General features: G+C 37.1%; 12 protein-coding genes. 2 read left to right on the top strand and 10 right to left on the bottom strand.

All coding sequences use genetic code 11. The features are described 5' to 3' along the window. Positions 1–67: 67 nt before the first annotated feature. From ACFIMP_RS05130 to ACFIMP_RS05100, 7 genes are all read right to left on the bottom strand, one after another. Positions 68–1,114: a sn-glycerol-3-phosphate import ATP-binding protein UgpC gene (locus ACFIMP_RS05130; RefSeq protein ID WP_375613290.1), complete on the bottom strand. Its 1,047-nt coding sequence runs from the start codon at positions 1,112–1,114 to the stop codon at positions 68–70. 2 nt (positions 1,115–1,116) lie between these two features. Beyond that, the gene (gene ugpE, locus ACFIMP_RS05125) at positions 1,117–1,968 is read right to left on the bottom strand and encodes a sn-glycerol-3-phosphate ABC transporter permease UgpE (RefSeq protein ID WP_375633937.1); all 852 of its coding nucleotides are present in this window, start codon (positions 1,966–1,968) and stop codon (positions 1,117–1,119) included. A gap of 10 nt (positions 1,969–1,978) precedes the next feature. Then, positions 1,979–2,863: a sn-glycerol-3-phosphate ABC transporter permease UgpA gene (gene ugpA, locus ACFIMP_RS05120; RefSeq protein WP_375627662.1), complete on the bottom strand. Its 885-nt coding sequence runs from the start codon at positions 2,861–2,863 to the stop codon at positions 1,979–1,981. A gap of 95 nt (positions 2,864–2,958) precedes the next feature. After that, positions 2,959–4,293: a sn-glycerol-3-phosphate ABC transporter substrate-binding protein UgpB gene (gene ugpB, locus ACFIMP_RS05115; protein ID WP_375618067.1), complete on the bottom strand. Its 1,335-nt coding sequence runs from the start codon at positions 4,291–4,293 to the stop codon at positions 2,959–2,961. Between the two features lie 963 nt (positions 4,294–5,256). Continuing rightward, the gene (locus tag ACFIMP_RS05110) at positions 5,257–5,979 is read right to left on the bottom strand and encodes a glycerophosphodiester phosphodiesterase (RefSeq protein ID WP_375613286.1); all 723 of its coding nucleotides are present in this window, start codon (positions 5,977–5,979) and stop codon (positions 5,257–5,259) included. Between the two features lie 169 nt (positions 5,980–6,148). Continuing rightward, positions 6,149–7,705 carry a glutamine-hydrolyzing GMP synthase gene (guaA, locus tag ACFIMP_RS05105; protein WP_375611844.1) on the bottom strand — a complete coding sequence of 519 codons (1,557 nt, stop codon included), beginning with the start codon at positions 7,703–7,705 and terminating at the stop codon, positions 6,149–6,151. 132 nt (positions 7,706–7,837) lie between these two features. After that, positions 7,838–9,124, bottom strand: a complete 1,287-nt coding sequence (locus ACFIMP_RS05100; RefSeq protein WP_375627664.1) for an RsmB/NOP family class I SAM-dependent RNA methyltransferase — start codon at positions 9,122–9,124, stop codon at positions 7,838–7,840. Between the two features lie 466 nt (positions 9,125–9,590). Here ACFIMP_RS05100 and ACFIMP_RS05095 point away from each other — a divergent pair, with 466 nt between their 5' ends. Beyond that, complete coding sequence (locus ACFIMP_RS05095) at positions 9,591–9,737, top strand: hypothetical protein (RefSeq protein ID WP_273722522.1); 147 nt, start codon at positions 9,591–9,593, stop codon at positions 9,735–9,737. Positions 9,738–9,915: 178 nt separating this feature from the next. On the opposite strand, the gene guaB is transcribed toward ACFIMP_RS05095, so the two are convergent. The 3 genes from guaB to ACFIMP_RS05080 form a co-directional block, all read right to left on the bottom strand. Continuing rightward, positions 9,916–11,415 (bottom strand): IMP dehydrogenase, encoded by a 1,500-nt coding sequence (gene guaB, locus ACFIMP_RS05090; protein ID WP_375613284.1) that lies wholly within the window; start codon positions 11,413–11,415, stop codon positions 9,916–9,918. A gap of 150 nt (positions 11,416–11,565) precedes the next feature. Further along, positions 11,566–13,137, bottom strand: coding sequence for a phospholipase D family protein (locus ACFIMP_RS05085; RefSeq protein ID WP_375613283.1), 1,572 nt, complete (start codon positions 13,135–13,137; stop codon positions 11,566–11,568). A gap of 403 nt (positions 13,138–13,540) precedes the next feature. Continuing rightward, positions 13,541–14,926, bottom strand: a complete 1,386-nt coding sequence (locus tag ACFIMP_RS05080; RefSeq protein WP_375611848.1) for a sigma-54-dependent transcriptional regulator — start codon at positions 14,924–14,926, stop codon at positions 13,541–13,543. A 253-nt stretch (positions 14,927–15,179) separates the two neighbouring features. Here ACFIMP_RS05080 and omp10 point away from each other — a divergent pair, with 253 nt between their 5' ends. Beyond that, positions 15,180–15,539: an outer membrane lipoprotein Omp10 gene (gene omp10 / locus ACFIMP_RS05075; protein WP_375611849.1), complete on the top strand. Its 360-nt coding sequence runs from the start codon at positions 15,180–15,182 to the stop codon at positions 15,537–15,539. The last annotated feature ends 210 nt before the right edge of the window (positions 15,540–15,749 follow it).

Raw genomic sequence — 15,749 nt, 5'->3', positions numbered from 1 at the left:
GAGCAAGTCAAAACACACCATTATCATGACGCAGCATAAAAGAGAGTCGTATCACATCAATTAATGCTTACTTATTATTTGTGCGCTTTCCTGTGTTTTTATTAAAAGTATGAAAATTCTGATGAGCAACAGTGAAACTTAGTTTTTGACCATAGTCGTGTGTCAAGCGTTCTTTTATTTCAATCGTAAAGATGATACCATTCCAACGCGTTAAAACATGGCAACCTGTTCCAATAAGCTTGATAAGCTCAATTTTTGTGTGAAAGACAGGCCCTTTATCTGGATGTTCGCCCAATAAGATTATTTCAGGTCTGAATGCTAAAAGATCAGTTTCTTCACCATAAGAAAATGAATGCCCTAAATGTTGTTCTAAGACATAGCGATCAAGAAAATTCATAGGAGGAGAACCAATAAAATCAGCAACAAATGTTGTTGCTGGAGTATCGTAAATTTCCATTGGTGTTCCAATTTGCTCGATAGCTCCTTTATTCAAAACGACTATTCTATCAGCTAATGTCATAGCTTCTAGTTGATCATGGGTAACATAGAGGCTCGTTGTTCCTAATGAACGCTGTAGTGTTTTTATTTCAATACACATTTGCGCCCGTAATTTTGCATCAAGATTTGAAAGAGGTTCATCAAAGAGAAAAACACGGGGTTGACGTACAATCACACGCCCCATTGCAACACGCTGACGTTGTCCTCCTGATAATTGTCGTGGTTTACGATCAAGAAATGGTTCTATCTCCAAAAGCTTTGCAGCATGTGCGATACGTTTTTTAATTTCTTCTTTAGGAGTTTTACGATTTTTAAGACCATATTCTAAATTTCCACGAACTGTCATATGGGGATAAAGGGCATAATTTTGAAAAACCATAGCGATATCACGATCAGCTGGTTCACGATCATTGATACATTCGTTATCAATGCATAATTCACCTGAGGTAACTTGTTCAAGTCCTGCTATAATACGTAATAAGGTCGATTTTCCGCACCCTGAAGGACCGACAAGAACAAGAAGTTCTTTATCGGCAACAGTTAAGTTTAAATCATCAATGACCAGAATGCCGTTGTCATACTGTTTTTTTATATTTGATAACTGGATTATGGCCACAATTACTTCTCCGTTTCAATAAGGCCTTTGATAAAAAGCCGCTGCATGAAGATAACAACAAGAACAGGGGGAACCATGGCAACAACCGATACTGCCATGAGTATATTCCATTGAGGATCATGTTGAAGTGATTCGACAATAAGCTGTTTTAAAATAATAAGGATCGTTTGATGATTTTGATCCGTTGTGATGATAAGAGGCCAGAGATATTGTATCCATCCATAAATGAACATAATGATAAATAAAGCAGCAATATTGCTTTTACTAAGAGGAAGAAGAATATCCTTAAAAAATTTAACTGGACCTGCACCATCAACACGTGCCGCCTCTAAGAGTTCATCTGGAACAGTCAAAAAAAACTGGCGAAATAAAAATGTAGCGGTCGCAGATGCAATAAGTGGAATAATCATTCCACTATAGGTGTTGACCATCCCCAATTTTGCAACAATCTCATAGGTTGGAAGAATACGAACTTCGACAGGGAGCATCAATGTAACAAAAATAAGAACAAAAGCAGTTTTTCGGAAGGGAAAGCGCATGTAAATAATTGCATAAGCAGACAAAAGTGAAATAATAATTTTTCCAACGCTAATCCCAAGAGCCATAATGAATGAATTCATTAAGAGTGGCCAGAGGTTGGGCAAACCCAGCTGTGCAAGGCCATCACCAAAGATTGTTTTATAATTTTCCAGAGCATATTTCCCAGGCAAAAGAGGAAGTGTTCCTGAGTTAAATGCTGCTGAACTATGAGTTGATGCAATGATAGCAACATAAACTGGAAAGCAAATAATGATAATACCAACAATGAGAGTAATATGGGTTAGAAATTTCAAAACAGGGCGATTTTCAACCATAATTTGTTTCCTAATATTGTACACGGCGCTCAATCCAGCGAAACTGGATAAACGTTAAGACAATAACCATCAACATCAATATTGTTGATTGTGCTGCTGATGCACCGATTATTTGATTTCTAAAGCCATCGTCATATACTTTATAGACGAGGATGCTCGTTGCACGCGCAGGACCTCCAGAAGTTGTATTATCAATAATACCAAAAGTATCAAACATAACATAATTGACATTGACAATAAGAAGGAAAAACGTCGTTGGTGAAATTTGCGGGAAAACCACTGTCCAAAATCGTTTAAAGGGACCAGCACCATCAATGGCGGCTGCTTCTATTTGAGAACGCGGAACAGACTGAAGACCTGTAAGAAAAAAGAGAAAATTGTAAGAAATTTGTTTCCAACTAGCCGCAATGACAATAAGAATCATTGCTTGAGTGCCATTAATACGATAATTCCATAGCACCCCTATTTTCTCGAGAAAAAAAGGGATAATTCCGATGGTGGGATGAAAGATAAACAGCCACAATATGCCTGCCAATACTGGAGCAACAGCATAGGGCCAGAGCAAAAGCATTGTATAAGCCTTTTTTGCACGGATGACACGATCAACACAGACAGCTAAGAGAAGTGATATTGTCATTGAAGCGACAGTAACTGAGATGGAAAATACTGCGGTTGTAAAAAGCGATTGCCGATAAGTAGGATCAGAAAGAACGGTTAGATAATTCTCAAAACCAATAAAGGTTGTTGTAAAGCCAAAAGGGTCTTCACGCTCAAAAGATGATTTTATTGCTTGAGCAGCAGGCCAAAAGAAAAACAAAAAAGTCACAAGAAGCTGAGGAAAAAGCAGTCCGTAAGAAAGTAGACTATTTTTAAAATATGCATGTTTTTCTTGCATTCATAGGGCTCTTTAAATGTAGAGACTTTAAAAAAGTAAACAAAAAGGACTCAACCGTTTTTGTTGAGTCTTTAATGTTTAACAATAAAACGAAATTAATGATTAGATCTTTCAAATTCACGCAAGAGTTTATTTCCACGTTCAACGGTCTCATCTAAACCATCTTTCGGCGTTTTTGAACCACTAAGAACAGCTTCCAACTCTTGATCAAGAATGGCACGAATTTGTGGTAAATTACCAAATCTTATCCCTTTTGAGTTAACTGTTGGTGGATTAAGATTAATCTGTTTGATAGCTATATCCGCACCTGGCGTTTTTTCATAGAAATGTTGTTTTTTGCTCAATTCATAAGTCGCTTTTGTGGTTGGGAGATAACCTGTTTCCTGATGCCATTTTGCTTGATTTTCTGTTTTTGAAAGAAATTTAAGAAAAGCGGCTGCCCCTGCATATTCCTTTGGAGTATGGCCCTTAAACGCCCAAATAGAAGCTCCCCCAATAACTGAATTTTGTGGTGCTCCTTCTGTATCCTTATAGTACGGTAGCATACCAACCCCCACATTAAACTGAGCTTCAGAAACAATTCCAGCATGTGATCCTGAAGATTGCATAAAAATCGCACAATTTTGTGCCATAAACATTGGTGTTGAATCTAATGCACCTGCTGGACCACCATAACGGAAAATACCTTGATCAGACCACTTTTTCAGGTCAGTCCACATACGCACTTGTAAAGGTCCATTAAATGTAAGTTCTGAATCAAGTCCTTTAAAGCCATTTTCCTTCGTTCCAAAAGGAACATTATGCAACGCTGAAAAATTTTCTATACCAATCCATTGAGCGGCATAAGCCATTGTAAAACCACAAGTTGCCGCTTTAGTCTCAAGAATTTTCTTGGAAAAGTTTTCTATATCTTGCCACGTTCTAGGAGGCTGTTCTGGATCAAGCCCTGCTTTTTTAAAGATATCTTTGTTATAATAAAGGATGGGTGTTGAAATATTAAATGGCATAGAGACGATACGTCCCTGTTCATCGGAGTAATAACCACTAATAGCAGGGAAATAATCTGTAGGATCAAATTCTTGTTTTGTATCAGCCATAAGTTGATAAAATGGGTAGATTGCACCTTTTGCAGCCATCATAGTTCCAGTACCAACGTCATAAATTTGAGCAAGTACTGGCTGTTTCTTTCCACGAAATGCTGCAATGAGTGAAATCAATCCCTCTTCATATTCACCGCGAAATGAAGAAACAACTTTATACTCAGATTGACTTGCATTAAAATCGTTAATGAGACTTTCAGTTTGCTTTCCTAATTCACCACTCATAGAATGCCAAAAGCTGATTTTTGTCTGTGCAAAACTTTCTGTCATCCCCGCTGTGGACATTATGATAGCAACCGTGGCCGCTATGGAAAGATAAAAACGACTCATGCTTCACCCTTTCTGAAGTGATGGAATACAAACTACCCCTAAATTTATAGTATTACACATGAACATGCTATGACAGTTTTATTTCAGAAACATATTCTCTCATTTAAACAGGATCCACCTAAAGGTCAAATGAATTTGTTTAAACTTATTTATTTTCTTTTATAAGCTTTCTTATGTATTCACGAAATACGCGTTTGTAACTATCTGAAAAAAGTGAGATGGCTTAAATAAGCAAAGTCACTTGGTAAAAAGATATGGATCGTAAATATCATTCAATGACTATTTTAATATCTGGATTTACTTCTTTAAAAAGAATTGTTTCTTCTTTTATTATTTGTCTTATAACTTTCGGCTTATAACTTTAACACGATGTTGCTACTGAATTTAAAGAAGAGACAAATAGAATTTTTTAAAATTAAGAAAATCATTTTGAAGCGCTTAATAGTCTCTTTCCCTGTAACAAGATCACACCCCTCACGCAAAACAAAATGACACTGTATAACCAATTTCCATGCTGTTAAAAAATCTTTCAATACATCTACATTTCATGATAGCACCTATAAAATAAGCCCTAAAGCCTCTCCATTAAAGTATATAAGACTTTTTGTATGCCATCATTTTTACACTTCATAAAAGTGCAAAACGACATCATCATGTGCGATCCTAATGCTTCAACAAATCTTGCATTTAAAATACGTTAAATGAATATTTTTATTCTTTTCTCAATCATTTTTTATCCACACACCAACCCTGCTTGTAATGTGCAAACGAATGATTTTGATTGATTCATTGTAAAAATATTTGAAATAAGAGAATCTTACGTATTAAGGTCTCTTACTCACATGAATAAAATATTAATTATGATTATAAATCAATGTATTATTGTCATGTATTAGATAATTTTTCTTCTTTCATTACGCTAACTTTATGAAGATATATAGTTCCTTTTGTGTTGATGTATTTTTACCTTTGTGCACACAATTGCAATGCGAGATCAGGTTGATCTGTCGTAATATAATGTACAGGCATATCAAGCCAATATGATAACCGAGCTTTTCCATTAATTGTCCATACCCCTACAGTAAAACCAGCCTCAAGAGCTGCTTCAATAAAGTTCTGTGAAACAATAGAGCCATCTACACTTAGATCAGAATAACCTAATTGCTTCCATTCAGAAAAATGACGGTACATATCACCTTCAAAATTATCAACACATGGACCAGATGGTATTCCTGCTTCAATAAAAGGACGAAGGATAAAAGGATCAAAACTAATAGCAGAAACCCGTTCTGATAAATTTCGGCTTTTTATTAGCGCAAGCGCTTTTTGGGATAATATTGTTTCGCGCTCCACTTCACCGCATGTCTTGATTTCAAGATGCAATGCAACATTCGTTGGTGCTAAAAGATCAAGCACTTCTTCTAATAAGGGAGGTGCTTCTTGGCTTCCTTTTACGCAGAGTTGTTTGCGTGTTTCATTATCAATGTCGTGAATATACCCCTTTTTTCCAACCAATTGGTCTAGACGGAAGTCGTGAAAGACAACCACTTCACCGCTTTTTAGCAAATGAACGTCGCATTCAACTTCATCAACACCTAACGCTATAGCATTATTAAATGCCGAAAGGGTATTTTCAGGATAAAGATGAGCTCCTCCACGGTGTGCAACAATTTTTTTCTCAGACATGCAAAATCCCACACTTCTCAATTTTAAACGATATTGACGTACAGATTGCCAGATAAAAGCTTATATCATATGAAAATACACAATCATTTTTAAATGATTTTTTCTACACTTTTCGAATATCAAACCCTCAGTCATATTTTATTCTTAAAAGACTTATCCTTCATTTTAATTATTCCCATTCAATAGTACTAGGAGGCTTTGAGGTTACATCATATACAACACGATTAATCCCTCTAACTTCGTTAATAATACGTGCTGCTGTCTTACTTAAAAACGCCATATCATAAGGATAAAAATCAGCAGTCATTCCATCTACAGATGTGACGGCGCGAAGAGCACAAACAAATTCATAAGTGCGACCATCCCCCATAACACCAACAGTTTGAACTGGAAGAAGAACAGCAAAAGCTTGCCAAATTTCATCATAAAGACCGGCCTTACGGATTTCCTCAAGATAAATAGCATCTGCTTCGCGTAAAATTTCTAATTTTTCACGTGTTACAGCACCTGGACACCGAATTGCAAGGCCGGGACCTGGAAAAGGATGGCGACCAATAAACTGCTCCGGTAGCCCTAACTCTCGTCCTAGCGAGCGAACCTCATCCTTAAAGAGCTCACGTAACGGTTCTACAAGTTTCATCTTCATCTGTTCTGGTAGCCCACCCACATTATGATGGCTTTTAATGGTTACCGTTTCACCAATAGCAGACACACTCTCAATAACATCTGGATAAAGTGTTCCTTGTGCTAAAAACTCTGCACCTCCTATTTTTTTCGTTTCTTCTTCAAAAACTTCAATAAAAAGGCGACCAATTGTTTTGCGTTTTTTTTCTGGATCTGTCTCACCTTTTAAAGCATTAAGAAACACATCAGCAGCATTAACGTGAATAAGCTCTATATTATAATGATCACGAAAGAGCGTGAGAACTTCTTCAGCTTCATTCTTGCGCATCAGCCCATGGTCTACCAAAATACATGTCAGTTGATCTCCTATAGCTTCATGAAGGAGTACCGCTACAACAGATGAATCCACTCCCCCTGAAAGACCACAAATCACACGACTTTTCCCAACTTTTTGTCGTATCGTAGCAATTGCCTGCTCACGATAAGAAGCCATTGACCAATTGCCTTTAATAGCAGAGATCTTATGAACAAAATTTTGCAAAAGTTTTGTACCATCCGGTGTATGGATAACTTCAGGATGAAACTGTACCGCATAAAAATGTCTTTTTTCATCCGCAATAGCCGCATAGGGAGCTCCTTTTGAGGTTCCTATGACACGAAAACCTTCTGGTAAAGCTGCCACACGGTCACCATGGCTCATCCATACTTGATAACGAGAACCTTTTTCCCACACTCCATCAAAAAGGGCACTCTCTTCTTGAACTTCCAAAAAAGCACGCCCAAATTCACGCTCATGTCCAGCTTCAACCTTTCCTCCAAGCTGAACACACATGACTTGTTCACCATAGCAAATACCCAAAATCGGAACACCCGCCTCAAAAATTTCCATTGGAGCACGCGGAGAGCCCTCATCAATAACGGAATAAGGACTCCCTGATAAAATAATAGCTTTAGGATTTATGCGGCGCACAGCTTCTAAAGCCAATTGAAAAGGAGCAATTTCACAATATACCCCCATTGCTCGTACCCGTCGTGCAATAAGTTGTGTAACTTGTGAACCAAAGTCAATAATAAGAACAGTGTCTGGATGTGATATGCTCATAGAAAACCAATCAACAATTGTAAAAGAAAACTCATGAGAGTTATGATTTAATCTTTCTCTTTTCACAAGCCTATTTTCTTACGAAAAAGATTATTCTCGTAAAGTTTATGATAAAAAGTGCAAAAATATGGATCAATGTTTTTTTTGCAACACAGATAAAAAGAACCCATCTGTTTGTGTTGTGGCTGGCGACAAAGTAAGTCCATAATTTGAAAAAACTGGTTGCACAGGAGAAAAACTAAAATGTTTCTGCCAAAGCGCTGGCATATCTATTGGAGAAAAATGAGAATGTTGTTGAAGGAAATGGGAAATTTGTTCCTCATTTTCATCTGTAAAAAGAGAACAGGTAATATAGATTAAGCGCCCATTTGGCTTAAGATAAGCTATCGCTTCATTCAAAATATCCCTCTGTTCTGTTTGGCGTTGTTTCACTTGTTCTAATGTTAAACGCCATTTCGCATCTGGACGACGACGCCATGTTCCTGTCCCACTACATGGTGCATCTAGTAGAACTCTATCCATCTGGCCTATTAATGGCTTCAATTCTTCTTTTTGTGCTCGTGTTTGTACATTACGAACACCAGCGCGTCGAAGACGATCAAAAATAGGAGCTAAGCGCGCTTTATCGGAATCATAAGCATAAATTTGCCCACGATTGTTCATATCGGAAGCTAAAGCTAATGTTTTGCCACCAGCACCTGCACAATAATCTAATACCTGCATGCTCTCTTGCGCTTCCACAAGGTGAGCAACAATTTGAGATCCTAAATCCTGTATTTCAAAGTGTCCTTTTTGAAAAGCTGGTTCCACTTGAACATTGGGATGACGATTAAACTTTTCAATCGGTGCAATTCTTAAAGCTTGCCCAAACCATGGAAAAGATTTAAGTTTGGTTTTTGCTAATTCTTTCAGCACCTTTTCTGGTGTTGCCTTTAGGTTATTTACCCGTAGGTCTAAAGAAGGACGCGTTGCTAACGCAGCCGCTTCAGTGATCCAATTATCACCAAATAAAGGACGCAGATGCGCTTGACACCATTGCGGAATATCACCACGAATATAGTCTGGAGCATCCACTAATTGCTGACCTTGCCACGATTTACGCTGTTTAGCCCCTAATAACTGCGGTGCAAACCGATCTTCTGTCAACTCACCGTCAATTTGCTCCAGCGTCATTTTTCCAGAATCTAATAAGGCACCAAAAACGATATCTCGGATATCATCACTCTCCATACGCCATTGTAAAGAATAACGTCGTCTTAAAACATCATAAACGATTGTACCAATAGCTGCACGATCACCTGCTCCAGCAAAGCGATGAGAAAGACCCCAATCCTTTAAAGCTTCTCCTACTGGGCGATGCTTCATTTCTATCTCTGTGAGAACATCTATTGCTGCTTGCAAACGCCCACCTAATCGCATTCATTTCTCCCATTAAAATAACAAAATTTTAAATCATCTAAAAAATAATATTATCGCCTTCTTGCCAATGAAACCTTCTCAACGCCATAAAAAATTTACATTCAATCTTAAAACGATCTGATCATACTTTTTTATAAGATCCAATTTAGAGTATCTAAATTTTTCCTTTCATCTTCTGCCCATTCGTTTTTTATCCTTCTACCTCTTATACTAAAAGATACGTAGCCATCCATAAAAAACTTATTTCCGCCATGCATTACGAAAAAAACAAACTCTTTAATTTATTGGCGTAAAATAAAGTTTACGAGGATTGTCTGAACAATAGAAAAAATCTTCTCATAAAATTAAACAAGCTCATCTTACGTTCAACAAAAAATTAACTTTTTAGAAAATGCTTGGAACCACTATTTGGCATGACCGTTTTTACTCTAATGGCAACTGCCAGACAATTTTAAAGGAGAAAATAATGACTTATAATAATGGAAAAACAACTTCGTCTAAAAGCCGTCATAATACAATGCCCTCAAACAACGGAAAGAAATCCGTTCAAAGTGATCAGACAAACACTCGCCAACGTGCGTCAAAGACTGGACGGAAGACAACAAAAAGTTAATTCTAATTTTATATAACTTATTTCATATAGTCTTAACAGAAAGAATTAGAGTTTTAACCTCTAATTCTTTCCTTTTTGGGATTATTACACCAAATTACAAACAGAAAAAGCGCAGTCTCTCTTTCTTGTTCTCGGCAAATTTTATATTTATGCAATATGATATTAGGCTCTTGTATCTTTAAACTGGCCCACGATAATTTGGACTCTCTCGTGTGATAGAAACATCATGCGTATGACTTTCATGGAGTCCCGCATTCGTAATACGTACAAACGTTGCTTTTTCACGAAACTCTACGAGATCTTTTGCTCCAACATACCCCATCGAAGCACGAAGTCCACCAGCAAGCTGATGTAGAACTGATGCTATAGGACCTTTATAAGCCACCTGCCCCTCCACACCCTCAGGAACCAACTTAAGTTCATCACGAACATCATCTTGAAAATAGCGATCTGCCGATCCTCGTGCCATAGCACCAACAGATCCCATGCCGCGATAAGCTTTAAAGGATCGTCCTTGATAAAGATAAACTTCGCCAGGACTTTCTTCTGTACCCGCTAAAAGAGAGCCAATCATAGCAGCACAAGCCCCACCTGCTAAGGCTTTAGCAAAATCACCCGAAGCTTTTATCCCCCCATCAGCAATAACGGGAATGCCCGCTTTTTCAGCAACTTCTGCAGCATTCATAATGGCTGCAAGCTGAGGAACACCAACACCTGCAACAATTCGCGTTGTGCAAATAGAACCAGGACCAATCCCAACTTTTATAGCATCCGCACCACTGTCAATCAAAGCCTGTGTTGCTTGAGCAGTCGCCACATTACCAGCAATAATAGCTGGAGAAAACGTCATTTTTTTAATACGCTCAACAGTGTCTAATACACGCTGAGAATGTCCATGTGCAGTATCAATTACTAGAATATCAACGCCTGCATCAATTAATCGTTCAGCCCGCTCAAACCCATCGTTCCCTACACTACTTGCAGCTGCAACACGCAAGCGACCTTGTGAATCTTTGGCAGCGTTTGGATTTAATTTTGCTTTTTCAATATCCTTAACTGTTATCAGTCCGACACAACGATTCTGTTCATCCACAACTAATAATTTTTCAATACGATGATGATGTAAAAGATACTTCGCTTCATTGAGTTGAACATTTTCACGCACTGTGATTAAATTTTCATGCGTCATTAATTCATAAATTTTTTGTTTAGGATCCGATGCAAAACGCACATCCCTATTTGTCAAAATGCCAACAAGCCGTCCAGCAGTTTCACCTTTAGCACCATTTTCAACAACCGGAATACCGGAAATACCATGAGAGCGCATCAAAGATTTTGCTTCTTCAAGTGTTGCATCTGGTCCAATGGTGACTGGATTAACAACCATACCAGATTCAAACTTTTTTACTTGGCGAACTTCTTCTGCCTGCTCTGCAGGAGACATATTACGATGAATAACCCCAAGACCACCAGCTTGAGCCATAGCAATTGCCAAACGCGATTCTGTTACCGTATCCATTGCCGCAGAAAGCAATGGCAAATTGAGCTTAATATCCGCTGCAATGCGCGTACTGAGATCCACTTGACTAGGCATAACAAGAGAATGACCGGGTTGTAAAAGTACATCATCAAAAGTCAGTGCCAATGCACCTGTCCCCGTTTCAACAATCTTTGCCATATCAAAATTCCTTTTATAATAAAACACCGCAAGAAGCTTTAAAATACAACTGCGGTTCTCATACATGGTAGATTGGCAAAAAATTATGCCATGCTACAAACAAAATGAAAAGAAAAATAAATATTTTTTTTAAGTGTGGTTTATAAAAATTTACAATTGTGATTCAATAGGTAACCAACTTATTATTTTTGCAAATGCGCGACGCCAAAAATTGCTTTCTGGCTCATAGTCAATGCTATATTTTTTTTCATTTTCAATAAAATCCCAATAAATACGATTATTATCACCAAGACGCAGATGATAGCTCATTTCCCCTGTGGTTTCTTCAGAAAACAACAAATCTAATCTTGCTGTAATGGGAGCACATTCAAAAAGAATGCCCATTTCTGTATTTAATGATGCTGATCTTGGATCAAAATTTAAAGATCCAATAAAAGCTGTTTTACGATCAATTAAAAAAGCTTTGGCATGTAGACTTGCCTTACTCGATCGAAACAATCGTAACCCATGAGTATTGCCTTCCGCTTTTAATTCATAAAGATTAACACCACTTTTCAACAATGCCTTACGATAAGGTACATAACCACCATGCACTAATGCTACATCAGTAGCTGCTAAAGAATTTGTCAGAATTTTGACATCAACACCTTTTGAAACCAAATTACTAAAATTCTGCGTGCCAACCTTACCAGGAACAAAATAAGGTGACGTAATCTGAACCGTTTTTTGGGCATTTCCAATAACCTTTGAAAGTGCCTTCATAAGCCAATTACTTGCTTTTTTACGCAATGCTTTTTCTGGAGGGTCAGAAAGAACAACAACTTTGTCTGCTAAAAATAACCGCTTTCCTGTTTGGATAAAACAATTAAAGTTAATGTGCTCTTTGACATAATCTAAATAAACTTTTGCAACTTTGGAATCACGAAACTTTCGTAATTTATCTTTCCAATAGCTAAGATCACTTGCGCTTTTAGGAACAACCAAAGTATGAATTGGCAAAACAACAGCACTATTCCAAAAATCATCAAAGATACTTTCTACCTTTTTAACAGAAGGACCGATTAACATCAAATCTAAATCTCGAAAATGGGATTCTTTACCAGCATCAAAATAAGAATCTGCAAGATTACGTCCTCCTACAAAAGCGACCCTGCCATCAACAATAAAAGCTTTATTATGCATTCTACGTGTTACAGTAATTGCCCGTAATATAATTTCTAAACCACGGCGTAAACCACCTTTACGCGATCGCCCTGGATTAAACATTCTCACCTCAATGTGAGGATGTTTATCTAGCGCAATATAAGCTGGATCACGTGCCTGAGCATTAATATCATCCAAAAGAAGCCGTACCCGAACCCCTCGATCAGCTGCCTCAACTATTTCACTTAATAATAGGCGCCCCGTTAAATCATCATCCCAAATATAATACATCAGATCAAGGCTACGCCCAGCCTCTGCAGCTCCTATTGCCCGAACACAAAACGCATCCAAATTGCTGATAATGAGGGAAAGGGCATCTTTATCAATCCCCAATCCATTTTCTTTCTCAGCTAATTGACTGACGATACGATCAAGCTTAGTTTCATCTTTCTGAAGAGGTAACGCATAAGAACATTTTCCCCTAGCATTTTTCACAAAACGCCCATAGGTGTAGATTGCCAACATAGATGCAATAAAAAAAAAGAGGACAAAACCAATAACAATCTGTAAAAGAGTCAAAGAGGGCAAACTTTCTATTTTAAACTATCACATCATCAGTAATGCAAACGATAACACTAATCACTTTATCTTAATCGTATAGCAGATAAAATGCCACTTCTTGCTTAAGAGAGTATAAATTTAATATTGATGATACAAAAATTTTAGCGGTAGTATTTAAAAGTTTTTAAAAATGCTTCTCTGTTTTAATAAATGTAAACTTAACTAAAATTGTATAAATTGAAACAAACGATTAAAATAGTCACATAAAATTTATATTTGATTTAAATCAACAAAATTATCCACTATAGATAAATTTTACAATAAATGATTGTTTTCTTCAGCTTTCCCCCACGGACTTTATCAAAATTCACTCTATTTTTTGAAACGCATGCTTGTCATGAAGAGAAATTTGTTATGAATTTTATTTTCGTTCTTGATTTCTTATTGCTCTCAATTCTTCCATTTTTCTATAAAGTGTAGAGCGACCAATATGAAGGCGACGCGCAATCTCACTCATATGTCCTTTATAATGTTTAATCGCTTTCTCTATAATATCATGCTCCATTTCTGCAAAAGTACGTACATGCCCATCAGTATTCAAAAATTTTATCGATTCTTGCTCATTATCTTCTTGCATATTACCCTCAATGATATTGGGAACATTCATTAATGAATTTCCCATTAATTGCGGAAAGTCTCGAACAGTTAATAACGGTCCTTCACTGAGTAAAATCGCACGAAATAAAAAGGTTTCAAGCTCATTTCTATTGCCAGGCCAATCATACTGCATAAGCAAGGAAAGAGCAGAGCCTGCTAAACCATGGACATGTGATCGCCCTGTTTCTGTGATAATGCGATCAATCAAACGTTGTGTGATCTCTGGAAAATCATCCCTTAATTCTCGTAAAGCAGGAACGCTAATAGACAAGTGAGAAAATTGTTCAAACAAACTATGCAAAAAAAAGTTCTCATTAACCAAGTCCTTTAAACGCGATGTTGAAATAGCGATGATCCGAAAAGGAAAAAAATCTCCTTTTGTATCCCTTTCCCTTTCTTTAAGGTAATGAGCAAACCGTTTTTGCTGTATGGGCTCAAGTCGATCAATATCACAAAGGCAAAGTGTCCCTTTTTCAAGAGAAGAAACCAATGGTAGGAATTCTTTAAACCACTGCTGATTTTCTTCTTCTGGATCAACGATGGCTGAACATTGAAAGCGAACAAAAACACCCTCCGAAAATAATCCCTCATGATGAATAATCCGAGCTAATGTCTCACGTCCTGTTCCAGCTTCTCCCTCTATCAAAAGATTCTGTAAAGAAGTTGCTGCTTGTCTCGATTGTTCTAATACTATCTGCATAGCTCTACTTTTTACGCAAAGATCAGAAAACCGTAAATGATTCTCTTTTTTTCGCCGAATATCTCGAACCTCATGCTCCAAGGCAGAAATAAGAGCAAGGATATCCAAAGTAACTCTTACACGTAATAATGTTACTGGATGGATCCAATAATCAATAGCTCCAGCTGTTAAAGCTTTCTGGAGTAAATGCTGATTCTCTTGTTGTGCTATAACGACAATAGGAACAGAAACACCAGCAACTCTAATCATTTTAATCAAATCGCTCACACTCAAATCACTCATAACGACATCAAGGAGTGCAAGCACAATGTTTTTACGCCTGTGTAAAAGATCAATCGTACGGAGACCATTTTCTGCTTCAATGACACGATAACCAAAACCTCGCAGCATAGAAGAAAGTTCTATACGTCTTCCATAATCTTCACTCGCAACAAGAATGGGACCAACCATAATGTCAATAATCTCCTTTGAGACTACTTAGCAGCTTAATATAAAAATTGTTGTAAACCATAAGAAATATTTTACCTCTTGTGTTTCACTTACGAAATTCATCAAGCTGTCAATTAAATACAACATTAAGGCATTTTTTTCCATTTTTTTGCTTTTTCATTGATTTTTATCAAATTTTTCATATTGACTCATGGGGTAATTTAATAATGTTATAGAAACTAGAGAGCAAAATAATCTAAATAGAGTGCAATAAATGAAACATACCTATCATATTTTATGTCTTACAATTACCGCCTTGCTGTTAAGTGCCTGTAACTTTTCGCGATATTATAACTCAAATATGCCAACTGGAATTGATGGAAAATGGGTTGATGAGAATGGTATTATTTCTTCTTTCCACAATGGTGTTTTTGAAACGCATGCAGCAGATACAGAAGAAAAACTATCAGAAGGAGCATATAATTATCTCAATGCCCAAAATATAGAAATTGAAATACGCTCTATTCTCCGTGGAACAATTTCTAGAGTCAATTGTACAATGTCATATGACGCCACACAACTTCTCTGCACCTCACATACAGGAGCACAGTTTTTCCTTAAGCGGAAATCTTAAACAAAGTACAAGGGAAACCTCTCTTAAGAACAGAGGGAGCACACACATTAAGCAGGAGGCGATATCCTTTCTCCTCCTGATAGAAAATCCTCTCTAAAATACGCAAAGAGGCTGGTATAATCTTTACCCTGAAAATTTTCTAAACATTATGAAATGCGTAAAATAATCATTTTCTTCCACAAAATATCAGTAAAGCCACCTCACAATAAA

Origin of the sequence: Bartonella sp. AP65SXKL (assembly GCF_042195725.1) — a bacterium.
In the GTDB taxonomy this organism is placed as follows: Bacteria; Pseudomonadota; Alphaproteobacteria; order Rhizobiales; family Rhizobiaceae; genus Bartonella.
The sequence above is the reverse complement of the archived record's forward strand: the minus strand, read 5'-3'. Positions and strand labels throughout refer to the sequence as shown.